This window comes from Alloiococcus sp. CFN-8, from assembly GCF_049943125.1.
Taxonomy (GTDB): domain Bacteria; phylum Bacillota; class Clostridia; order Clostridiales; family Clostridiaceae; genus JAEXZL01.
In genome coordinates this window covers 3,060,578-3,084,034 of sequence record NZ_CP188040.1, presented here as the reverse complement: position 1 = coordinate 3,084,034, position 23,457 = coordinate 3,060,578, and the positions used below count along the sequence as shown (strand labels likewise).

The following is a 23,457-nucleotide window of genomic DNA, read 5'->3' as shown; positions in this document are numbered from 1 at the left end:
ACCCAATAACAGCAATGTTAAACATTCCATAGGAAGTTTTTGTATCGTGCTATCAGGCAATTATAGCATTTGTACTTAACTTTCTGGCGGTTCATCCTTACTCATAAATATCCCTCACTTTCCTGCAAGGTACTTAGCAGCAAAGATGCTTCAGAATAGTCTAAAGTAAGCTATTTTAACCTACTTTCGTACTCCTGCACCATTCGTTTTACCATCTCGCCACCCACGGATCCACACTCTCTTGAAGTAAGGTCTCCGTTGTAATCACTAAAAGGTACTCCCAGTTCTCTGGCTACCTCTGCCTTGAATCGGGATAAACCATCTCTAGCTTCGGGGATTAGTACTCTGTTTCTTGCCATTGCCTTCTCCTCCTTTGGCTTTGATTTGGTAAAGCATAAGCATTTGAAGTTTAGCTCCTTAGGAGTTTCTTCTCTCCTGCTTACACTATTATATTAACCATCCTTACTTTAATTACTCCATAAAAATTCAGCCATTATTGTAATCTCTTAAGCCTTTTACCATTTTTTATTTCAAAAGCAAATATGCTGTGAGCTGCTATGACCTTTTCCCACTCTTATCCTCCCTTAAGGATAATTTACTTATTATTTCATCCCCATACTTATCCTTCAGGCTGTCTAATACCTTATCAAGCTTCTGTTCCTTAATCATTCCCACACCGGAATCAGAAAAAAAGCTAGTTTGCTCTATTGCTTCCTCACAGAGGCCTGAAAGGGAAATTCCCAGGAGCCTTACTGGCTCATACTGCCACTTTTTTTCAAAGAGCTCTAGGGCAGTATTATAGATTACAGCAGTAGAGCAGGTAGCAGTTTTTAATTTTTTTTGATGGGAATAGTTTATAAATTCACTGGTTTTTATATGAACCCCAATAGTGGTGCAATATCTATTTAATGCTCTTATCCTTCTTCCCAGCTTGTCAGCTAATTCCTTTAAAACCTCTGCAGCCTCAGTCTTGCTCTGTACGTCCTTTGGAAGAGTTAATTCATTGCTTATAACCTTAGCCTCCTCTTCCTGATAATTAATCTCTTCTTCTCCCAGACCATTGGCATACTTCCAGATTAATTCTCCATAGCTTTTAAATTTTTGCTTAAGGAGGCTAGGATCATAATTTGCTAAATCTCCAATAGTAAATATATACATATCCTTTAATCTCTTGGTAGCCTGCTTTCCAACCATAAATAATTCTTCAATAGGAAGTGGCCAAAGCTTTTCTTTAATCTCACTTCTGTACAGTGTATGAATCTTATCAGGCTTCTCAAATTCAGAAGCCATTTTAGCTAAAATTTTATTATCAGATATCCCAACATTCACAGTAAAGCCTAGCTCTTTCTTAATTCTTTCTTTTATTTCGTAAGCTAACCTGTAAGGTTCTTTTCCTGCAAGAGCTGTAACATCTAGAAAGCTTTCATCAATAGAATATCTTTCAATATAATCAGTATATTCCTGAAATATTTTAATAACCTCATTACTATAATAGCTATATGCATCAGAATTCTTTGGAAAAACCATTAAATCAGGACATTTTTTCTTAGCAGTATATATACTTTCTCCCGTTACTACTCCAAATTTCTTAGCAGCATTAGATTTTGCCAGTACAACTCCCCTTCTAGAAGCCTCATCTCCACCAATTACTGACGGTATTGTTCTTATATCAAGAGTTTCCCCTTTGGATAATCTGTAGACAGCACTCCAAGAGAGGAAGGCATTATTCACATCTATATGAAAAATAATCCTTCTCATTCTATACCCCCTCAAATAACCTATCTACATTATAATATAAAAAATATCCCCCTGCTACTTAACATAAATATCTTAGGGATAACGTAAAAACTGCTGCTTAGGCTTTATTAGCTTAAGCAGCAGCTTTTATACTCTTAACTTTAACTATTTAATGCTTTTATTATAGCCTTAGCATAGGCTGGTAGGTCCTTAGGTGTTCTTGAGGATATAAGATTTCCATCAACTACTACTTCCTCATCTACCCATTCTGCTCCTGCATTGACCATATCATCCTTTATAGCATCTACACTGGTAACCTTTCGGCCTTTAAGTATTCCTGCAGATATAGGAAGCCAGCCAGCATGACATATTTGAGCTATCGGCTTACCTTGGTCATCCATGTCCTTAACTAGCTTTCTTGCCTCTGGTAGTCTTCTCATTTTATCTGGAGCAAAGCCACCAGGAATTAATAGGCCATGATAGTCCTCAGCCATCACATCCCTAAAGGCTAAATCAGATACCGCTGGCACGCCATGCTTTCCTGTATAGGTCTTACCTGCTTCATCACCAACTAATAATACCTCATAGCCTTCTTCTCTTAATCTGATTACAGGATACCAAAGCTCTAAATCCTCAAATATATCTGCAACACAACATAATATTTTTTTCATTTTTCCCACATCCTTTACTTTTTTAATTATTATACTTTTGTTATCATCATTTATATAGTAACATTATTTTATTTTATAATTATTACCATTTTGTTAATTAACATAAAAATTTTTTAAAAGCTTACCTATAATTATAACACTCTGAAAAAAATGAATAATTCTATTTGATAATTAATACTTATTATTATATAATATCAAATGTAAATTTGTTTTGTTTTTATAATAAAAATGTAAAGACACCAATTTTTTCATCTTTATTTCTCTATGACTTGTTTAAGAATAGTTTGTGAATTTTTTATTCTAGCTTTTATAGAAGTTAAATAATCTTGATATAATGTTATAAGTAATACATACTATAGTTAAATGGAATAATAATTATAATTTATATAGAGGAGGATTTATATGCACTGTACACAGAATATTACCCCTTCCATTCACTGGGTTGGCGGTAATGACAGAAGAATTGCCCTATTTGAAAATATGTTTCCTTTAGATAATGGAGTTGCTTACAATTCTTATCTAATCATGGATGAAAAAGTAACACTCATGGATACAGTAGATTCAGCTATTACTGAACAATTTTTTGAGAATCTGTACCATGTATTAAATGGTAGAGCTATTGATTACCTTGTGGTCAACCATATGGAACCTGACCACTGTGCTAACATAGAAGAGCTCACAAGAAGATTCCCTAATATGAAAATAATCGGAAACAAAAAAACCTTCCAGATGATAGAACAGTTTTATGATTTCGATGCTAAGGACAGATATTTAGAAGTAACTAATGGAGAAACCTTAAGCATAGGAAGCCACACTCTTAAATTCATCTTTACACCAATGGTACACTGGCCAGAGGTTATGATGGTTTATGAGGAGTCTGAAAAAATTCTCTTCTCTGCCGATGCCTTTGGTTCCTTTGGAGCTTTATCAGGTAATCTCTTCAACGACGAGATAGATTATAAGGGAGAATATTTAGTAGACTTTAGAAGATACTACACTAATATCGTTGGAAGATATGGCGCTCAGGTACAGGCTGTACTAAAAAAACTATCAGCTTTAGACATTCAAATGATTTGTCCCCTTCACGGTGTTGTATGGAGAAGTGATTTAGAATTTGCAATAGACAAATATAACCATTGGAGCTCCTATACCCCAGAGGTTAAGAGTGTTGTGTTTATCTATGCATCTATGTATAATAATACTGAAAATGCCATGAATGTACTTGCTAATAAGTTGGCTCAAAAGGGAGTTAAAAATATGCACATGTATGATGTGTCTAAAACCACTCCATCAACTATAATTGCTGATGCCTTTAAATACAGCAATATTGTATTTGGAGCTCCTTTATACAACAATAGTGTCTATCTTCCCATGGAAGCCTTAATTGCAGATATGGCTCTTTTAAATCTTAGAGGACGCAAGGTTTCCTTGGTGGGAAATAGCTCATGGATACCAGATGCTGTTGGTCCATTAAAGGAAGCAGTGATGAAGATGAAGAATACAGAAATAGTTGGTGAGCCCTTCCAGCTTAAATCTTCATTAAAGCCTGGGGATATGGAATCTTTAGATGCCTTAGCAGAAGCTATATATCAATCTCTACAACAGTAGTAATAAACGCTTGAGTTTCTAACTCAAGCGTTTTTTAATTCCATATCTTTTCTTTTATTATTACTAACTAGTAAGCAGATCATACTGACTATTATATATTTCGGTGTAAAAACCATTCCTATGAAGCAGCTCCTCATGAGTTCCCTGCTCCACAATACTTCCATCTCTAACCACCAGAATTATATCTGCATCCACTATTGTAGATAGTCTATGAGCAATTACGAAGCTTGTTCGATTTTTCATGAGCTTATCCATGGTATTCTGAATTAAAATTTCTGTTCTGGTATCTACATTACTGGTAGCCTCATCGAGAATCAATATTCTCCTATTAGATAGATATGCTCTAGCTATTGTTAATAATTGCTTTTGTCCGCTACTAATATTGCTGGACTCCTCATTGATAATAGTTTCATACCCTTCTGGAAGAGTATTAATAAAATAATCGATATGAGCCTGCTTAGCAGCCCTTATCACCTCTTCCTTAGTAGCATTTTCCATACCATAGGCTATATTTTCAAAAATACTGCCACTAAATAACCAGGTATCCTGGAGCACCATACTGAAGAGACTTCTTAAATCAGCCCTGTTTAAAGCTGCAATATCCACCCCATCAATTAATATCCTGCCTCCATCTATTTCATAGAAGCGCATTAGGAGATTTACTATGGTAGTTTTACCTCCACCAGTAGGTCCAACAATTGCAACCTTCTGCCCTGGCTTTACGGTAAAATTAAGATTTTTTATAAGGGGCTTATCCTTATCATAAGAGAAGGCTACATCCTCAAAAACTATCTCCCCATTGGCATCCGGTAGCTTTCTAGTTATTTCTTCGGTCATTTCCTCTCTATCTAAGAGATTGTACACTCTATTGGCTGAAGCTATGGTATTCTGCATCATGCTTAAGCCATTAGCAATGCTTTCGAGGGGACCAGCAAATTGCTTTGAATATACTATCAAAACCACTATATCTCCCACGGTGGTTCTTCCCTCTAGGGCAAGATAGCCTCCAATTATGCAGATTGCTATATAAGCTATATTATTAGTTAAAGCAATTATAGGCTGTACTACCCCTGCTAAAAAATATCCTCTTTCTTGCTTCTCCCTTAATTTATCACAGAGCTCTTCCTGCTTTATCTTCTGACTCTCTTCTAGATTAAAGGCCTTTATAGTATCAAAGCCTGTAAAATCCTCTTCCATTAAAGAGTATATATCACCATTTATCTTTCTAGCAGAGTTAAAATGCTTCTCACTTAAGGATGCAAGCCATGAGGACAACAGTAGTGATAAGGGTATAAAGATAACAATAGCAGCAGCCATATAGGGATTTATTATAAAGATTAAAACGGTAATCCCTGTGAGCTTAATAACACCACTTATTAATATATTTAAAAAGTTATGCACTGTATTACCTAAGGTTGAGACGTCATTCATCATCCTGGAGATAACTTCTCCTACAGGGGTTTTATCAACAAACTCCACAGGCAGCCTTTTTATTTTTTCACTAATGGATATTCTTAGATTTGCAGTAAACTGCCTTGAAACTACATTATTCATTATATACATAACCCCAAGATCACATAAGGAGGATAAAATATATATTCCTCCTAAAGCAAAGGATAGATAAACTATACGGGACATATCTATCTCTATGCCTTCAGCCCAGAAGTCATAAATTTCCTCAGTTATTATTCCTAGAATTTGAGGAGCAACGAGAGCTATAGTAACGGATATTATACTTACCAGAGAGCTTATAACAAGCCACCCTTTTATAACACCAGTACTTTTGATAATTCTTATTAGGGTAGCTAAAGACTTTTTTCTATCCTTCTTCATAGAGTCCCTCCTAGCTGTGAGTCATAAATCTCTTTATAAATTGAACAGCTTTCTAAGAGCTCGCTATGGCTCCCACTTCCTACAATTTCTCCTCTTTCCATAACATAAACCTTATCACAGCGCATTGCTGTAGCTGCCCTCTGAGTAATAATAATTTGTGTCTTACCTTTTAGATATTGATTTAGACCCTTTCTTAATTTACTTTCTGTAAGGTAGTCCAGTGCTGAAAAGCTATCATCAAAGATATAAACAGCTGCTTTTTTTATTATAGCCCTAGCTATATTTATCCTCTGCTTCTGCCCTCCACTTAAGTTAGCTCCTCCTTGTGCTAGGGAGTAATTAAAGCCCTCAGCTTGGCTAACTATGAAGTCGTGAATCTGTGCTATTTCTGCCGCTTCTATCAGCCCTTCTTCTCTGGCGCTCTCTCTTCCCATTTTTAAGTTTTCCTCTATAGTACCTTTAAAAACCATGCTTTTTTGTATGGCAATGGATATATTATCTCTTATTACTTCTCTGGTTAGGGCTTCATAATTCCTCCCTCCCAGGGTGATTGTTCCTTTTTTGGGAGCATAAAAATCCATGAGAAGCTTAGCTACAGTGCTCTTTCCACTGCCTGTACCACCTATGATTCCTACGATCTCACCTTCGCTTATGGAAATGTTTATATCCTTTAATACCTCTTCTTCTCCATCACCATAGCTAAAATGTACATTTTGGAGTTCTACATCTCCTTTTAATAGCTCTTTTGAATTTTTCTCTCTTCTATCACTTTTTAAAGCTAGTACCTCGTTAACTCTTCTTATACTTACCTTAACATGAGGCAGCCATGCCATTGTCCAGGATAACAGGAGTATTCCATTCATTATCAAGGCAACATATTGAACACAGGCTATTATATCTCCTGCTGTTAGCAGAGAATCTGTTTGTATTCTAAGGGAACCTATATACAGCATAACAACCAAGCCTAAATTTAATAGCCCCATGGTTAAAGGATTTATAACTCCACCTAAAACGTTAGACTTGATTATATTTTTAGCCATAGCTTCGGTAGCTCTGGTAATCTTATTATGCTCGTGGTTCTCCTTGTCAAAGGCTCTAATTACCCTGAGCCCAGATAGCCTTTCCCTCATAACCTTATTTTGAACATCTATATATTTATCCGCATTCTCCCAGAGCTCACCCATCTGCCTGGTGAGAAATCTTACGATAAACAAGATAAGAGGTGATAATATGAGCATTATTAATGCTAATAGCCAGTCCTTTGTCCAGGTAAGTACTACACCACCTATAAACATAATAGGAACTGTTATTATGGCATAAGTAACACTGTTTGCTACCTCCTGTAGGATAAAAATATCCTCTGTAGCCCTGGTTAATAAGCTTGAGGTACCAATGGAGGAATACTCCTCAAAGGTCAAGCTATTAATTTTATTGAACACAGTCTTTTGAAGTCCAGTGGCAAAGGACGTGGAAACCTGTGAATTTATCTTAACGGTAATTAAAGCAGAAATCAGTGAAGCCACTGCCAGTGCTATCATTATCTGACCTCTGGTTATAATATAGTGCATATCTCCCTCTGCCACGCCGTTATTTACAATCTGGCTCATGGTATAGGGCATCAACAAGCTGCACACTGTGGATATAATGTATAGTCCACTTATAATGGCCAGCTGAAGTCTATAGGGCTTTAAAAGCCTTATTATTCCTCTCATAGCTTCTCCTCTCATGTCAAGTATTTATTAAATCTCAGTCTTCTATAAAGCTAAACAGATAATTATTTAAATAACATATATAAAATTATAAATTATTTACCATTTTTGTTGCCATTTAATAATTATACAAAAGATAGCCATTATTTTCAATATATTCACAATATTATCTCACCTACCATTATTAAATCATAATAAGGACAAAGAATTAATCTTTAAGCTCAGGGCAAACTATCAGTGATTGATTATCTACAAAGAAATTAAGGAGGCAGCTATGAAAAGCTTAGAGGATGTTGTTGAAAATATAGGACGACTACATAACATTGAAGGAGATAAGATATTTGATAAAATTAAAGAGATATTTAATGATTATGAGCTCCTGGGCAGCACCACGGTGATGACAGGATTTTCTCATATAGTAATCGGTAGCGCCATGCCCATGGAAGGTGCCATTCCAAAGGATGGAGGAAAATATTTCGCTACTATTAAAGACAAACTAGGAAACCCTCCAAAGATTTATTTTACACTTAAAGAAATTAGTGAGGATCATTTTTCTGTGGAAGAGGTTTCCCCAGATAAATTATCTGTATAGAAAATTAATTCTGCTAAATAAAAAGAATCCTTGAGATAATTAAGGTATCTCAAGGGTTCTTTTTATTATATAAGTATTAATATTTCATATATTAATAGCTATGGTTCTTAATCTGGGTCTCCAATTTTAACTCCAAACCAGGTTGCTCTACCACATTGTACAAAGCCGCATAAGCTTGCCACCCCTGGGGACATCTGATTATCTTCCACTATTTGAATATAAGGAACCCTACCTTTTGAAATAAGCTTTGAGGCTAGGTCAATAGTCACATCAATAGCATACCCCTTTCTCCTATATTCCTCCTTAGTATAAAGTATCCCCATAGAATTATCACTATGGACAATAACCCAACAGACAATTTCCCCATCTACATATATGGCTGAGGATGGTCTATATAAAATATCCTTTTTTATATCCTCAAGGCTGTCCTCGGACCTATAGGTATAATATTTATCTACCACTTGAGCATCCTTGATATCTATGGAGCTTACCTTATTTTTTATCAAGGATAAATCTACATTTTCCTTAGGCATATAATAAACTACACAGGGATTTTTCCATTCTAAAACACCTCTGCCTTTAAGCTTTTCATTAATCTTTTCAACTATTGAATTCTCAACACCGGAAAAACCATAGTAACCTGTATTCATATATTTTTCAACTACATCTTCAATGAAGCTATCATTTTTAGTATAGAGAAAATGCATGTATTCATCCTTCTTCACCAAAACCCCCGTAGGCTTATCAGGATTATCTACATATATTTCTGCAGAAGGAATATTTTCAAGACATCCAAATATATTAAGATTCATAATATAATCCTCTCTGAGAAGATTAAGAATTACATCATTAAGTTCAGTTTTTATAAGCATTAACTAAACACCTCCTTTAAATTATGAAGAATACAATTAATAGTATTTTAACAGTTTTATACATTCATATAGAAGACATTTTTTCCACTATTTTTACTTGTAGATGAACAAGAAAAAAACCTGTAGATTAATTATCTACAGGTTTTTACTGGCAGGGGATACAAGAGTCGAACTCGTAAGAACGGTTTTGGAGACCGTCATTTTACCATTAAATTAATCCCCTCTATTTAGCTTACTCAATTAATATAGCACATACACTGCACCCTTGTAAAGTCTCATAGGGATTTTTTTCGCCTTAGAAGCAAAGTAAAACAATTCTGAAAATAATCCAAATCTCATCGGTTTATCTCCGTTGTGCCATAAAACACTACTGAGCCAACCTCTCCCTTATTATTAAATTCAATATAGCCCACATTATAAAACTCACCAATATTAGTATAGTCATCCTCTGTAAGCTTTATAAACTCAATAGCTTCCTTGTCTCCTTCTATGGTTATGCTCACAGAAGAGAAGGATATATCCTCACTTCCTTTAACCTCAAATATATGCTCAGCAAAGCTATCAGCAGCATCCTTGTCGTAATTATGAGGTGCAAGGGTTACCATGCCATTTTCAAAACCTAGGACACTTAAGAAAGGCTTGCCCTCTTCTCCAACATACTCCCTGGCAGAGCTTAATATCTCATCATCAATTGAAGCTTTTTCATTTTTGAAGGTAACAGTTCCCTCTTCAAATAAGAGACACAGGTAATTGTCATCATAGTAAAGCACTTCTATTTTGGAGGTTTCACCATCCGGTCCCGAGAGGGTTATAATATAATTTTCAGGCTCATAGGAATAGCTATCGTATATATCTGAATCACCCACGGGTTCTCCACAGTCACAGTTATAGAAATATTCACCGTTTTCATGAAAGGATATATTTATGTTTTCCCCTATATTATCATCATAGCGTACCCAAGAAGCATCGGTGAGAAACTCAATTTCATGGAACTTCGCCTTAATAATAAAAAACATAGACACAAGGACTACAGTAAATATAGTTAAACTCATAGATAATACAATAATTCTAGTTTTTTTAAAGCTCACAATATAACCTCCTACATAATATCCCTATAATAGAATTATACTCTCGAGCTCCTTCAATAACAATAAATTTAACCAATGCAAAAAGTCTCATTCCGAAGAACGAGACTTTTTTTGGCAGGGGATGTAGGAATCGAACCCACAATGATGGTTTTGGAGACCACTGTTATACCGTTTAACTAATCCCCTATATAATGAATATTGTGCAATGGACTACTTTTCGTGAACAATGATTATTTTATATCATATACGACAAAATTTCAAGAGAAAATTAAAAAACTAATATTTAAACTTATCTATGGTCACAATTTTCATATATGGTCTATAATAAATAATAGTAAATTCTTTTATTTTTTCACCATATTAGGTAAAATAGTATAGGTACTTTCTACCTTGAAAGGAGATTAACTATGAAGCTTAAGGTTAATAATTTAAATGAAACCATTAATATAGGTATAGAAATAGGAAAAGCATGCCGAGGTGGAGATATATTCTGCTTAATTGGTGAAGTAGGTGCTGGTAAGACTCACCTTACCAAGGGAATAGCAAAAGGCCTTGGAATTGATGATAACATCACAAGCCCAACCTTCACTATAGTGAATGAATATGATTCCGGTAGATTAAAATTAAATCATTTTGATGTTTATAGAGTTAATGATCCAGACGAAATATATGCTATAGGCTTTGATGAGTACATATTTTCTGAAGGAGTCTCTATTATTGAATGGGCAGACTACATAGAAGAACTGATACCAGAGGAAGCCTGCTATATACATATAAAAAAATCTCCAGAAATAGGAGAGGCTTATAGAGAAATCAATATAAGCTATAAGGATGATAGATATAGTTATTTAAAGGAGTTGGAAATATGAAGGTATTATCTGTAGAAGCCTCAGGAAGTACGGCTTCTGTTTCTATAGTTTCAGAAAAAGGAATACTAGGAGAAATCAATCTTAATTACAAAATGCAGCACTCAGTGCTATTAATGCCCATGATTGAGCAGCTATTAAAAGAAACAGCCCTCACCATTGGTGAAATTGATGGCTTTGTTGTCTCAAAGGGACCTGGTTCCTTTACGGGGCTCAGGATTGGTATGGCTACAGTAAAAGGTCTAGCCCTAGGCAGCCAAAAGCCCGTAATTTCCGTTTCATCTTTAGACGCCCTTGCATATAATATCTATACAGAGGAAGGACTTATATGCTCCTTGATGGATGCCTTAAGGGGCAACGTATACTACTGTATATACAAGATAGAGTCAGGAAGCTTAAAAGCCGTAAGAGATATACACACCTGCTCACTAGAGGAGCTGATAGAAGAATTAAAGAGCTATAAGGAAAAGCTTTATTTTGTAGGAGATGGAGCTACCATACACAGAGCAGCTCTTGAGGCCTCCTTAGAAGGCCCCGCCTTTGCTCCCCTGCACCTGAATCATCCCACAGCCTCTAGCCTTGGAGAATTAGGCTTAAAGCTACTTATAGAAGGGAAGGAAGACAATCTTAACACCCTTGCCCCCATTTATCTCAGGAGACCTCAAGCAGAAAGAGAATATGATAAGAAGATGAGTGAGAAAAATGAATAATATTGAAATCATGGAAATGACTGAGGAGCATCTTCCAGAGGTGCTCCATATCAGCAAGCTGAGCTTTCCCATACCCTGGAGTCAAGCCTCCTTTCAAAAGGAGCTAAGGAATATCTTTGCAAAATATCTCGTGGCTATAATAGATAATAAGGTAATTGGTTATGGTGGCATGTGGATAATTATCGATGAAGCCCATATAACAAATATAGCTGTGCACCCTGAATATAGAGGTATAGGCCTTGGAGATAGAATACTAACCTCTATGATAAGCCAGTGCATCAGCCAGAGGGTTACTGCCATGACCCTTGAGGTAAGAGCTTCAAATTACCCCGCTCAATGTCTTTATAAAAAATATGGCTTTAAAGAGGAAGGTATCAGAAAGGCATACTATGAGGATAACCATGAAGATGCCGTTATAATGTGGAGATATTTCAATTAAGGATAAAATTTAAAGCTGTTCTCACAGGGAGAACAGCTTATATTTTATGCTACTTTTTTTCTAATCATAATATTTTCCTTTTTGATAATAGGAGAAAGCTTTTTGTAGCTAACTAATGTTACTAAGGATATAGCCGCTCCTTTGATAAGATTTATAGGAAGAGCTCCTCCTACAATATAAGCAGGGATTGCTTCTGGTGCCATTCCGTATAGGGGAGCTAAAATGAAGTAATTAGCTAGCACACCGAAAATCACCATGGAAGCTGTCGCTATCAGCATGGATATAAGAGCAAAGGAAAAGCTTTTTCTTTTATGATATATAAGAGCAGCAGGATAAACAAAGGAAGCACCGATTAAAAAGTTTGCTACCTCTCCTACTCCAGCGGTTACCGTTCCACTTACTATCATATCCAAAAACACCTTAAAGGCTTCTATAACTACACCTGCGATAGGGCCTAAGGCAAAGCCTCCTAAAAGAGCAGGTACATCACTAAAATCAAGCTTTAAAAAAGGAAATGCAGGGATTACTGGAATCTCAAACTGCATGAGCACCACGGCAATGGCAGCAAGCATTGCACATTTCACCATAAAATTAATAGCTTTTGATCTGTTCATAAAAATAACCTCCTAAAAGATAGTTGTAACTCATACCTTCATGGAGAATAGTTTTGAATTTACATAATAAAGCCCTGATATAATGAATATATCAGGGCGCTAGAAATTCAAATTCATTCTACCTTCTTTCATCCAGACTATACTGTCGGCTTCGGAGTTACACCGAATCATGCCAAAATGGCTCGCGGGCTATACCGCCGGTAGGGAATTTAACCCTGCCCTGAAGATAATTGTTATTTAATTCACTTATATTATATGACAATTCTTATTATTTATCAACCCTTTTTTTGGCTTTTTTTCATAGTGAGGGCAATTCTTTTTCTTTTTTCATCTATCTCTAGAACAGTAACCTCTACTATGTCTCCTACCTTAACTATATCCAAAGGATGCTTAACATATCTATCAGAGAGCTGACTCTTGTGTACCAGTCCATCCTGATGCACTCCAATATCTACAAAGGCTCCAAAGTCAGAAACATTTCTAACGGTTCCTGTGAGCTCCATCCCTGGCTTTAGCTGAGTTATATCCATAACACCGCTCTTGAAGATTGGCTTCGGAAGCTCCTCTCTAGGATCTCTTCCTGGCTTTTTAATTTCTTTGATAATATCTGTAAGGGTCGGTACGCCAATCTCCAGCTGCTCCGCTAAGGCTTTGATGGATTTATCCTTAACCCTCATATCTATATCTGTAAGATTATTCTTCTTCAAATCACTCTCTTCATAGCCTAATAGCTCAATGAGCTCCCTGGCCTTATCATAGGACTCTGGATGCACTGAGGTATTATCTAAAGGCTCCTTACTTTCAGGAACCCTTAGGAAGCCTGCGCACTGCTCAAAAACCTTCTGTCCTAATCTCTTAACCTTTAAAAGCTCTTTTCTCGATTTAAACCTTCCATTTTCATCTCTATAGCTCACTATATTTTGAGCAACTGAAGCACTAATACCTGCTATATAGCTAAGTAATGATGGAGTGGCTATATTTAAGTCTACCCCCACAGAATTTACACAATCCTCCACCACTCCCTTTAAGGACTCATCGAGCTTTTTTGCTGTAACATCGTGCTGATACTGACCTACTCCAATGGACTTTGGATCTATCTTAACCAGCTCTGCCATAGGATCCTGCAGTCTTCTTCCAATGGATATGGCTCCCCTTACAGTTACATCGAGATCTGGATATTCCTTTTGAGCAAGCTCTGAAGCTGAATACACAGAAGCTCCTGCTTCTGATACAATCACATAATAAATATCCTTACCCATTTCCTTTTTAACCTCGTTAATAAGCTCTGCCAATACCTCTTCAGACTCTCTGCTAGCAGTACCATTACCTAAAGAAATGATATCCACATCATATTTCTTAATCAGCTTCTTTAGGGTATCAATGGTTCCTCTAACATCCTTTCTCGGAACCGTAGGATAGACCGTTGCCTTGTCTAAATACCTTCCAGTATCGTCTAAAACCGCTATTTTACATCCTGTTCTAAAGCCTGGGTCATATCCCATTATTGTTTTTCCTTTTATAGGTGCCTGAAGGAGAAGCGCCTTTAAATTGGCTTTAAATATTGTTATAGCTCCTTCTTCTCCTTTATCCGTAAGCTCATTTCTTATTTCTCTTTCCACGGAAGGATAAATAAGCCTCTTCAAGGAATCCTTAATAGCCTTTTCTATATATTCATCAGTTATTTTATTCCCCTTTAAAACTCTGCGACCAATATAATCAAGAATCTTCTCCTCAGGAGCAGTTACCTTTACAGAGAGTATCTTTTCCTTTTCTCCTCTATTTATAGCTAAAATTCTATGAGGTGGTATTGCTTTTACAGGCTCCTTATAGTCATAATACATTTCATAAGGACTGCTTTCTTCTATGGAAGCCTTGGTTTCGATATAGCCTTCTTTTTTGATTAATTCTCTAATCCACTTTCTTATTTCAGCGTCATCGGATATCATCTCGCTGATTATATCCTGAGCACCAGCTAAGGCCTCTTCTATGGAAGTAACACCTTTCTCCTCATTTATAAACTCTGCCGCCTTCTCCTCAAGGCTTCCCTTAAGGCTTCCACTATAAATGAGCTCTGCCAGAGGCTTAAGTCCCTTTTCCTGTGCAATAGTAGCCCTAGTTCTTTTTTTAGGCTTAAAGGGTCTATATATATCCTCAATTTCTGTAAGGGTTGAAGCTTTTACGAGCTTTCCTCTTATCTCCTCTGTAAGCTTCCCCTGCTCTTCTATGAGCCTTTCAACATCTTCTCTTCTCTGATTTAAGTTCCTTAAATATTCTAAACGTTCACTGAACCTTCTTAAAATTTCATCGGAGAGTCCTCCAGTCTTTTCCTTTCTATATCTAGCTATAAAAGGTACTGTATTCCCCTCATCCAGGAGCTCTATTACACTTTTCACCTGGCTTAAGCTGATATTTAATTCCTCTGATAATAATCTTTCGATATTATTCATCTGTACACCATCCTTCCGATACATCAATTATTATAACAGTTTTTGTATTTCTACTGCAATGAGATTAAAAACACGCAGTAATAATGAAAGGCTTAATAACATAGATATTTATATAAAAATAATTACTATGAAGGTGAGCTTAGTTTATGATTAACACTATGGTAAGAAAACTTGCACAGTTTTTAATAACACTTTTTCTTATATCCTTTTGCTTCTTCTACATATATCATATAAAATTAAAGGCTTTTGATACAGAGAAGGTAATGGAGCATATAGAATTTCTATCCTCTGATAATTTAGAGGGCAGACTCACAGGAACCTTTGAAAACAAAATAGCTGGAGATTATATCCAAAATACTTTTATAAAATATGGACTTCGTCCTTTTTCAGAGAGCTATTATCAAAGCTTCAGGGTAAAATATCCCGCACTTACCTCTGAGACCCCTGTTTTAGAAGCTGTAGGTCCTCAAGGAATCTCAAAGGTATATGAATATGGGGTAGATTATAAAGAAGACCTTCTTAACTTTGACACCGTTGAGATCTATTTTGATAAGACCAATGCAAGCTATTCCGATAAGTATATACAAATAAAAAAAGATAATCATATTATATTATTAGTGGCCACAGCTCCAGAGGAGTTTTCCTTTAGAAGCTCCTATATTTCCGATGCTCCCTATAGCTTATACATCTCCATAAGCGATAGCTGCTTTGAAGAACTTCTATTAGAACTGAGAGAAGGCTACACCATTCATTTAAAAGTGCCCTATGAGGTAAAAGAGACAAATGTAGATAACCTTCACAGCCTTCTTCCTGGAATGAATAAAGATAAGCCTCCTTTAATAATATCCTCACATTTTGATCATTTAGGAAGTGATTATTCCGGAACCATATATCCTGGAGCCCTGGACAACGCCTCCGGTACCGCCTTTGTTCTTGAGCTAGCTCGGTATTTTAAAAACTTAGGTGCAAGCGACGGTCCTATGATATTTGCAGCCTTTAATGCTGAGGAATTTGGCTGTCTCGGGTCTAAAGCCTTTGCTGAACAATATTATGATCAAATTAAGAAAGCCACAGTATATAATTTTGATATGATTGGCAGCGATAAGGAGCTTGACTTAACTATAATGGGAGGCAAGAATGATAATCCCTCCACTGAGCAGGTGGCTTCTATAATTAGCAATTTTGATAGGCGTAACATAGACTATAAGCTAAGCTTTGAAGACTCTAGTGACCATGAGTATTTTAGAAAGGTAGGAATAAGTGCAGTCACCTTAATTCATGAGGACATGGATAGAATTCATACCCCCGAGGATACTGTTTCCTATATCAGTGAAGAATCCATTAAAGAGGCCTTTAAAACCGTTTCAGAGGAGCTTATAGAAAAAAACTACCGTGAAAATCTACTTATTTTCTATAATGTCCCTGGACTAATTTTTTCAATTTTTGCAGCCATAGCTATTTCATTAATTTATATAAACAGAAGATCCTAATATGATATTCAATAATAAAAAGAGCGAAAGCATCACTTGCTTTCGCTCCTCTTCTTATTTATACTTTGATAAAATTATTATACTTACTCCTGAAGAGTGCCTTTGCTGTTTTGCTTTAGGTATTCACTGATGAAATTATCAATTTCGCCGTTCATTACTGCATCTACGTTGCCGGACTCAGCCCCGGTTCTGTGATCCTTAACTAGGGTATAGGGATGAAACACATAGGATCTAATCTGGCTTCCCCAGCCCATGTCCTTAAGATCTCCAGCTAGATCTTCAATCTTTTCCTTGTGGGCTCTTTCCTTGAGCTCTGTAAGCTTTGCTTTAAGCATGGACATAGCCGTGTCCTTATTGTTGAACTGACTTCTTTCACTCTGGCACTGGACAACTATCCCCGTAGGTAGGTGTGTTATTCTTATAGCCGATTCAGTTTTGTTAACATGCTGACCACCAGCTCCTCCAGCTCTGAAGGTATCAATCTTTAAATCGGAAGGATTTATCTCAATATCCTGACTCTCTGTAAGCTCTGGCATCACTTCAACAGAAGCAAAGGAGGTCTGTCTTTTACCATTAGCATTAAAAGGGGATATCCTAACTAGTCTATGGATTCCTTTCTCACACTTTAAATAGCCATAGGCATATTCTCCCTTAACCCTTATAGTCACACCCTTTATTCCTGCTTCATCAGCAGTTAAAAGCTCTAGAGTCTCTAGAGAATATCCTTTTCTTTCACAATATCTGGTATACAATCTCAAAAGCATCTCTGTCCAGTCCTGAGCATCAGTTCCACCAACTCCAGCATGAAGAGTTAAAATGGCATTATTCTTATCATATTCACCGGAAAGGAGATTTTCTATTCTGAAGCTTTCTATATCCTTATCAAGAGAGCTTAATTCATTCTTAAGCTCTAAAAGCGTGTTATCATCATCCTCTATTAGCTCTATAAGTATCTGGCAATCTTCCACCCTTGTCTTTAAAGAGGAATAACCATCTAGCTTATCTTTTATTCTTTTGGCCTCCTGGGTAACCTCTAAAGCCTTCTGAGAATTATCCCAGAAGCCAGGCTCCTGCATCTTATGCTCTAGCTCTGAAAGCTTTCTCTTAAGTCCCTCCTTGTCAAAGAGACCCCCTTATTTCACTTAATACTTCTTCCATCTCCTTGAGCCTTGCTTGTATCTTTTCAATTTCCAATAGCATCTTCTTCACCTCAAATAGTTTATTATAAAGCAAGATAGATTTGCACTTAATAGTACAAATCTATCTCATTATATTATACTGCTGTTCTACCACAACAATTCTTGTACTTTTTACCACTGCCGCAAGGACAAAGGTCATTTCTACCAGCCTTCTCTGTCTTCTTTACCGGCTGCTTCTTAACAGAATTATCACTTTCATTGGTATAGGTTTCTTTAACTACCTTTTCCCTCTCTGGAGCTCTTTCAAGCTTTACATGGAAGAGGAATTTCACCGTGTCAATTTTGATGTTATAAATCATCTCATCAAACATAGCGCTTCCTTCAAACTGATAAGCCTGAACAGGATCCTGCTGCTTATAAGCTCTAAGTCCCATACCCTGCTTCAGATGATCCATATTATCGATATGATCCATCCACTTAGTATCAACCACTCTTAGAAGAACAACTCTTTCTACCTCTCTCATCTGCTCTTCAGTAAACTCTGCTTCCTTCTGAGCATAAATAGCTTGCGCCTCTGCTAAAAGCTTTTCCTTTATCTCTACATTAGTTAGTCCCTTGAAATCCTCAACTGAATATCTTCCATGAGGCAGGAATAACTCCTCCATATAAACTATGAGCTTATGAAGATCATCCTCTAAGCTTTCTACAACTCCTGAAAGATGTGAATCAACAGCGGACTCAATAACCTCCTGAACCATATCCTGAATCTGATCCTTGAGATTTTCACCATCGAGAACCTGTGCTCTCTGCTTGTAAATAATCTCTCTCTGCATATTCATAACATCATCATAGCCAAGCAAGGTCTTTCTTATATTAAAGTTGTTACCTTCAACCTTCTTTTGAGCATTTTCTATGGCCTTAGAAACCATCTTGCTCTCTATTGCTTCATCTTCTTCAAGTCCTAGAGTATTAACGATTCCCTGAAGCTTTTCAGAACCGAATATTCTCATAAGGTCATCCTCTAAGGAGATATAGAATCTTGAAGCTCCTGGATCTCCTTGACGACCAGAACGGCCTCTAAGCTGATTATCTATACGTCTGGATTCATGTCTTTCTGTACCGATAATCTTAAGACCACCAACCTCAACAACACCTTCTCCTAGCTTAATATCAGTACCTCTACCAGCCATATTTGTAGCTATAGTTACCATGCCCTTTTCACCAGCATGGGATACTATCTCAGCTTCCTTCTCATGATATCTAGCGTTGAGCACCTGATGAGGAACCCCTCTCTTCTTTAATAATGAAGAAATAAGCTCTGATTTTTCAATACTGGTGGTACCAACAAGTACAGGCTGCCCTGTCTTATTAGTTTCCACTATTTCATCTATAAGAGCATTATATTTTCCTTTAACACTCTTATAAACCATGTCGGGATGGTCTTCTCTCTTCACAGGGAGATGGGTAGGTATAACTACAACGTCTAAGCCATATATTTCTCTGAATTCCAGTTCTTCTGTTTGTGCTGTACCGGTCATACCGGAGAGCTTTTCGTACATTCTGAAATAATTCTGGAAGGTTATTGTAGCAAGGGTTTTAGACTCTCTAGCCACCTTAACTCCTTCCTTAGCTTCTATCGCTTGGTGGAGACCATCGGAGTATCTTCTACCTTCCATAAGTCTTCCGGTGAATTCATCAACGATGATAACTTCTCCATCCTTCACCATATAGTCCTTATCAGCCTTCATAGAGTAGTTTGCTTTAAGAGCTTGAGTAACATAATGCTGAAGCTCCATATTTGCTCCATCGGCATAATTTTCTATGTTAAAGGCTTTTTCTGCTTCCTTCATACCATCTTCAGTGAGCATTACAGCACTAGCCTTCTCATCGATGGTAAAATCCTTTTCCTTAGTAAGCCTCTTTACAAACATATCAGCTATTCTATAAAAATCTGTTGACTTTTCACCGGCTCCAGAGATTATAAGTGGTGTTCTTGCTTCGTCAATAAGAATTGAGTCAACCTCATCCACTATGGCAAAATTCAGCTCTCTCTGAACCATTTCCTTCTTATATATAACCATGTTATCTCTAAGATAATCAAAGCCAAATTCATTATTTGTTCCATAGGTTATGTCTGCTCCATAAGCAGCTCTTCTCTCGTCATTATTAAGAGAATGAAGAATTACTCCCGTAGTGAGACCTAGGAATTCATATATCTGGCCCATCCACTCCCTATCTCTGTTAGCCAGGTAGTCATTAACTGTTACTACATGAACACCCTTTCCTGTGAGGGCATTAAGATATGCTGGAAGAGTTGCTACTAGAGTTTTTCCTTCACCAGTCTTCATTTCTGCAATTCTTCCCTGATGAAGTACTATACCACCTATAAGCTGTTCTCTATAATGTTTTATGCCTAAGGTTCTAAAGGCCGCCTCTCTAACCACGGCAAACGCTTCTGGAAGGATGCTATCTAAGCTCTCTCCATTAGACACCCTTTCTTTAAATTCTGCGGTTTTATTCCTTAAATCCTCATCACTCAAGGACTGCATCTTTTCTTCTAAGGCCTCAATTTTATCTACAATGGAAAAGGTCCTTTTTACTTCCCTTTCACTGTAGGTACCGAATATCTTACTAAATAATCCCATACTATATTCCTCGCAAACTGTTTAAAATTTTGTAAACTCATAGACTTATAAATACAAGCAATTTATAAGTCCTGTACTGTAAATAAAGAAGGTCATGAATATAGCCTTCCTTTTATAATATACCCTATTTAATTAAAGTACGCAATAAAACTATACTCTCCATACTTCAATTATTTTAAAAATTTTTAACTATTAATATTATCTCTTAAAAATTAATAACCCCTATCGTAAGATAGGGGAGTGATTGCTTTTAATATTCTGGCTCTATCAAGCCAAAGTTTCCATCTTTTCTCTTATATACTACATTTACTTCTCCTGTATCAGCATTGGAAAATACATAAAAGTTATGTCCTAAAAGCTCCATTTGAAGTACTGCTTCATCTTCATTCATTGGCTTAATAGCAAACCTCTTAGTTTTAACTATCTTAGCCTCTTCCTGCTCCTCTAGATCTGAACCATCTAAAGCTTCAATAGCAGAAAATCTTAAAGAATCCCCGCCATGTCTTCTCTCTAGCTTAGTCTTTTGCTTTCTGATCTGTCTTTCTAATTTCTCTTCTACCAGATCAATGGATTTATACATATCGTCTGTTGCTTCTTCTCCTCTTAAGATCACTCCATTGAAAGGAATTACAACTTCTATAATCTGTCTATTCTTTTGAACACTCAAGGTCGCTTTGGCTTCTACATCGGTATTAAAATACTTAGAAAGCTTTGATATCTTTTTCTCTACAACCTCCTTCAGTGCATTAGTTAATTGAATATTCTTAGCTATTACTGTCACTCTCATTAAAATTCGCTCCTTTCAAACTTTAAAGGAATCTCTGCTGCTTCAAAGTTGATGATATATATATATTTATAATACACTTAATATGCTCTTATAACAAGAACCTCCGAAGTAATTTGCAGATTATTTAAACTATTTACTCTTTATATGCTTTTAATTTCTCCTTTTTATTCTAGGAGTCTATAATAAATGTCCTTTGTAAAATTTGCTATTTTAGGTTATAATTATAGATGGATATAAATAAAAAGGCAGAGAGCATCACTATTAATAATAGGTTGCCCTTTGCCTTTTATGCTAGCTGACCTGATCTTTGACCCCACACTCGCCTGCTGGAGCTTTCGCTACCCGGTATTATCCTCTCACTACTAACCCTCTCGATTTTCTCGGCAGGACTTACTTCTAAGCCGCACCATGCTCATTAAAACTTTGTTTAACTTACGTGGATCGTTTTGCCTGCGACTGGCATCGACTTTCAACCACAGACCTAGCATTAATATTATACTCTATGATAATACTTTATTCAATGTCTAATATAGGCAATATTTAAAAACTACCTTTAGCTAAGGACAGTATTAATACCTCCTTATCGGTAATCTTCTTAAGCTCCCTTGCGCAATAATAAGCCGTAGCTCCAGAGGTAATAACATCATCTACAAGAAGAATTCTTTTCCCATGATAGCAATTAGATTCCTTAAGGGAATAGGCTCCCTCAAGATTTCCCCATCTATCCTCTAAGGATAGCTTTTTTTGTTCTAGATTGCTTCCTTCCTTCTTCAATAAATCCCTACATTCCTTATTATACACAGAGGCTATCCTTTCAGCCAATAGCTTACTCTGGTTAAAGCCTCTTTTTTTGTATGCCTTTTTGCTTAGAGGTACATATGTTATCAGATCAAAGGAAAGTCCTCTTGTGTCAATAAATTCAATTGCCAGCTCTTCAAAGACCTCTAGAGCCCGAAAGTTATTCTTATATTTGTAGGATAATATTATTTTTTTCATTGAATCTGCATAGTATGCAATGCTATAAGCCCGAAGCATTGTTCCTTCTTTTTTAATAGAATAGCTACTAGAAAGCTTCTTGATTCTTCCCCTACAGCTTCTGCATAACAGCTCTTCACTATACTCCTCACAGCATATACATTTTTCATCAAAGGGAAATATAACCTCGCTCAAATATTTAAGTCCGTTAATCAGCAGCTGAAAAAGCCTCTTTCCCATGCGACCTTATTAAACCTCCTGGCAGTATTTTTAGCAACGTCCATTTCATCTGTAGTTTCATTAGCCAACAAAATAACTTCTCCCTGTCCGCCTTTATTGTACAAGCCTACCTTTCCACAAAAAAATAAAAGCTTTTTATTATCGAAGGTTCTATGATCTGCATTAAAGACTATAACATCAATATCCCTCATATCCTTATAATTGTCCTCATAACAGTTGGTTATAACAATCAAGGAAAGATCCTTTGCCTTCATTAGATATTCGATATTCTTATCCTTTCTTTCATCCTCAAGCTTATGCACTACAGCCTTAAGCTTATCCTTGAGAGAGACTAGATAATTGTATACCTTGTAGGTAGCACTTCTATTAGGGGTGTATATTATAACCTTTCTGTTTATCTTAGTAAACCATGAAAGATAATCATACATAATATAAGGAATATCTCTGCTTAAATCTATCCTAGTAGTAAGAACCCTAGGCTCACGGATAGGATAGCTTCCTCCTATGGTAGGAGCCTCAAAAACTGGAGAATTACAGAATATCCTTTCAGTAGAATAGGTTATTAGACTTCTAGTATACTTGTAAAGATGATCCAAAAGTATTTGAATTTCTAACCGTGAATAAGTGGAATATCCATTTAAATCATCATATATAACAAGCTCCACATCATCCTTATAATCCATGGCAGCCTCATGATTAATAAACAATATATTAGCAGAAGTCTTTTCCTTACCCTTCCTAATATAGCTATAGCTTCTACAATTCAGCCTTGATTTTATATATTTAATAAGCTGATTATCCTCTTCCTCTACATTTGTTATATAAAGTATCTTTTTATTCTTTTTAATCACCTCGCCAATTAGCTCCCCAAAAATAACTGGAGTATTATAGGGTGTGGCAATTACATTAAGCACAGGAAGCTCTCCCTTTGAATACCAACTGCTTATAGCTTCACTGGAATAATCCATCAGATCCATTTCCACAATATCTCTCAT

General features: G+C 36.3%; 20 protein-coding genes, 2 tRNA genes and 1 riboswitch. Of the genes, 6 read left to right on the top strand and 16 right to left on the bottom strand.

The window, feature by feature from the left end; all coding sequences use genetic code 11:
* Positions 1–170: 170 nt before the first annotated feature.
* The 3 genes from ACPWSR_RS14420 to ACPWSR_RS14410 all read right to left on the bottom strand — a co-directional run bounded on the left by ACPWSR_RS14420 (position 171) and on the right by ACPWSR_RS14410 (position 2,408).
* A complete protein-coding gene (locus ACPWSR_RS14420; RefSeq protein ID WP_426348927.1) occupies positions 171–359 on the bottom strand; it encodes a small, acid-soluble spore protein, alpha/beta type in 189 nt (62 codons plus the stop codon).
* A 196-nt stretch (positions 360–555) separates the two neighbouring features.
* Positions 556–1,758: a DNA polymerase Y family protein gene (locus tag ACPWSR_RS14415; RefSeq protein WP_426348926.1), complete on the bottom strand. Its 1,203-nt coding sequence runs from the start codon at positions 1,756–1,758 to the stop codon at positions 556–558.
* Positions 1,759–1,898: 140 nt separating this feature from the next.
* A complete protein-coding gene (locus tag ACPWSR_RS14410) occupies positions 1,899–2,408 on the bottom strand; it encodes a type 1 glutamine amidotransferase domain-containing protein (protein ID WP_426348925.1) in 510 nt (169 codons plus the stop codon).
* A 402-nt stretch (positions 2,409–2,810) separates the two neighbouring features.
* On the opposite strand from ACPWSR_RS14410, the gene ACPWSR_RS14405 reads away from it, so the two are divergent.
* Entirely contained in the window at positions 2,811–4,016 is a 1,206-nt protein-coding gene (locus ACPWSR_RS14405; protein WP_426348924.1) for an FprA family A-type flavoprotein, read from the top strand.
* A 63-nt stretch (positions 4,017–4,079) separates the two neighbouring features.
* On the opposite strand, the gene ACPWSR_RS14400 is transcribed toward ACPWSR_RS14405, so the two are convergent.
* On the bottom strand, positions 4,080–5,849 hold the full coding sequence (locus tag ACPWSR_RS14400; RefSeq protein WP_426348923.1) for an ABC transporter ATP-binding protein: 1,770 nt from the start codon (positions 5,847–5,849) through the stop codon (positions 4,080–4,082).
* The gene (locus ACPWSR_RS14395) at positions 5,846–7,561 is read right to left on the bottom strand and encodes an ABC transporter ATP-binding protein (RefSeq protein ID WP_426348922.1); all 1,716 of its coding nucleotides are present in this window, start codon (positions 7,559–7,561) and stop codon (positions 5,846–5,848) included. The genes ACPWSR_RS14400 and ACPWSR_RS14395 overlap by 4 nt, the downstream gene beginning before the upstream one ends.
* Positions 7,562–7,832: 271 nt before the next feature.
* Here ACPWSR_RS14395 and ACPWSR_RS14390 point away from each other — a divergent pair, with 271 nt between their 5' ends.
* On the top strand, positions 7,833–8,150 hold the full coding sequence (locus ACPWSR_RS14390; protein WP_426348921.1) for a hypothetical protein: 318 nt from the start codon (positions 7,833–7,835) through the stop codon (positions 8,148–8,150).
* A gap of 107 nt (positions 8,151–8,257) precedes the next feature.
* On the opposite strand, the gene ACPWSR_RS14385 is transcribed toward ACPWSR_RS14390, so the two are convergent.
* From ACPWSR_RS14385 to ACPWSR_RS14370, 4 genes are all read right to left on the bottom strand, one after another.
* Positions 8,258–9,022, bottom strand: coding sequence for a GNAT family N-acetyltransferase (locus tag ACPWSR_RS14385; RefSeq protein ID WP_426348920.1), 765 nt, complete (start codon positions 9,020–9,022; stop codon positions 8,258–8,260).
* 149 nt (positions 9,023–9,171) lie between these two features.
* Positions 9,172–9,245, bottom strand: a tRNA-Trp gene (locus ACPWSR_RS14380).
* Positions 9,246–9,357: 112 nt separating this feature from the next.
* Positions 9,358–10,110 carry a hypothetical protein gene (locus tag ACPWSR_RS14375; RefSeq protein WP_426348919.1) on the bottom strand — a complete coding sequence of 251 codons (753 nt, stop codon included), beginning with the start codon at positions 10,108–10,110 and terminating at the stop codon, positions 9,358–9,360.
* Positions 10,111–10,222: 112 nt separating this feature from the next.
* Positions 10,223–10,296, bottom strand: a tRNA-Trp gene (locus ACPWSR_RS14370).
* Between the two features lie 221 nt (positions 10,297–10,517).
* Here ACPWSR_RS14370 and tsaE point away from each other — a divergent pair.
* From tsaE to rimI, 3 genes are read left to right on the top strand one after another with little or no spacing between them, the layout of a single operon-like run.
* Positions 10,518–10,979, top strand: a complete 462-nt coding sequence (gene tsaE, locus ACPWSR_RS14365) for a tRNA (adenosine(37)-N6)-threonylcarbamoyltransferase complex ATPase subunit type 1 TsaE (RefSeq protein ID WP_426348918.1) — start codon at positions 10,518–10,520, stop codon at positions 10,977–10,979.
* Positions 10,976–11,686, top strand: a complete 711-nt coding sequence (tsaB, locus tag ACPWSR_RS14360; RefSeq protein ID WP_426348917.1) for a tRNA (adenosine(37)-N6)-threonylcarbamoyltransferase complex dimerization subunit type 1 TsaB — start codon at positions 10,976–10,978, stop codon at positions 11,684–11,686. Before tsaE ends, tsaB begins: the two co-directional genes overlap by 4 nt.
* Positions 11,679–12,125: a ribosomal protein S18-alanine N-acetyltransferase gene (rimI, locus tag ACPWSR_RS14355; protein WP_426348916.1), complete on the top strand. Its 447-nt coding sequence runs from the start codon at positions 11,679–11,681 to the stop codon at positions 12,123–12,125. Before tsaB ends, rimI begins: the two co-directional genes overlap by 8 nt.
* A 44-nt stretch (positions 12,126–12,169) precedes the next feature.
* Here rimI and ACPWSR_RS14350 read toward each other — a convergent pair whose 3' ends face one another.
* Both ACPWSR_RS14350 and ACPWSR_RS14345 read right to left on the bottom strand, forming a co-directional pair.
* Positions 12,170–12,739 (bottom strand): ECF transporter S component, encoded by a 570-nt coding sequence (locus tag ACPWSR_RS14350; protein WP_426348915.1) that lies wholly within the window; start codon positions 12,737–12,739, stop codon positions 12,170–12,172.
* 116 nt (positions 12,740–12,855) lie between these two features.
* Positions 12,856–12,971, bottom strand: a riboswitch (FMN riboswitch).
* Positions 12,972–13,014: 43 nt separating this feature from the next.
* On the bottom strand, positions 13,015–15,186 hold the full coding sequence (locus tag ACPWSR_RS14345; RefSeq protein ID WP_426348914.1) for a Tex family protein: 2,172 nt from the start codon (positions 15,184–15,186) through the stop codon (positions 13,015–13,017).
* A gap of 158 nt (positions 15,187–15,344) precedes the next feature.
* On the opposite strand from ACPWSR_RS14345, the gene ACPWSR_RS14340 reads away from it, so the two are divergent.
* Positions 15,345–16,676 (top strand): M28 family metallopeptidase, encoded by a 1,332-nt coding sequence (locus tag ACPWSR_RS14340; protein ID WP_426348913.1) that lies wholly within the window; start codon positions 15,345–15,347, stop codon positions 16,674–16,676.
* Between the two features lie 83 nt (positions 16,677–16,759).
* Here ACPWSR_RS14340 and prfB read toward each other — a convergent pair.
* From prfB to ACPWSR_RS14315, 5 genes are all read right to left on the bottom strand, one after another.
* Positions 16,760–17,876 (bottom strand): peptide chain release factor 2 gene (gene prfB / locus ACPWSR_RS14335; RefSeq protein WP_426351391.1). Its coding sequence is split into 2 segments (ribosomal slippage): positions 16,760–17,797 and positions 17,799–17,876, totalling 1,116 coding nucleotides; the frame shifts between segments, so codons are not numbered across the junction.
* A gap of 73 nt (positions 17,877–17,949) precedes the next feature.
* On the bottom strand, positions 17,950–20,460 hold the full coding sequence (secA, locus tag ACPWSR_RS14330; protein WP_426348912.1) for a preprotein translocase subunit SecA: 2,511 nt from the start codon (positions 20,458–20,460) through the stop codon (positions 17,950–17,952).
* A 250-nt stretch (positions 20,461–20,710) separates the two neighbouring features.
* Positions 20,711–21,247: a ribosome hibernation-promoting factor, HPF/YfiA family gene (gene hpf, locus ACPWSR_RS14325; protein WP_426348911.1), complete on the bottom strand. Its 537-nt coding sequence runs from the start codon at positions 21,245–21,247 to the stop codon at positions 20,711–20,713.
* Between the two features lie 540 nt (positions 21,248–21,787).
* Positions 21,788–22,462: a ComF family protein gene (locus tag ACPWSR_RS14320; RefSeq protein ID WP_426348910.1), complete on the bottom strand. Its 675-nt coding sequence runs from the start codon at positions 22,460–22,462 to the stop codon at positions 21,788–21,790.
* Positions 22,435–23,457, bottom strand: coding sequence for a hypothetical protein (locus ACPWSR_RS14315; protein WP_426348909.1), 1,023 nt, complete (start codon positions 23,455–23,457; stop codon positions 22,435–22,437). The genes ACPWSR_RS14320 and ACPWSR_RS14315 overlap by 28 nt, the downstream gene beginning before the upstream one ends.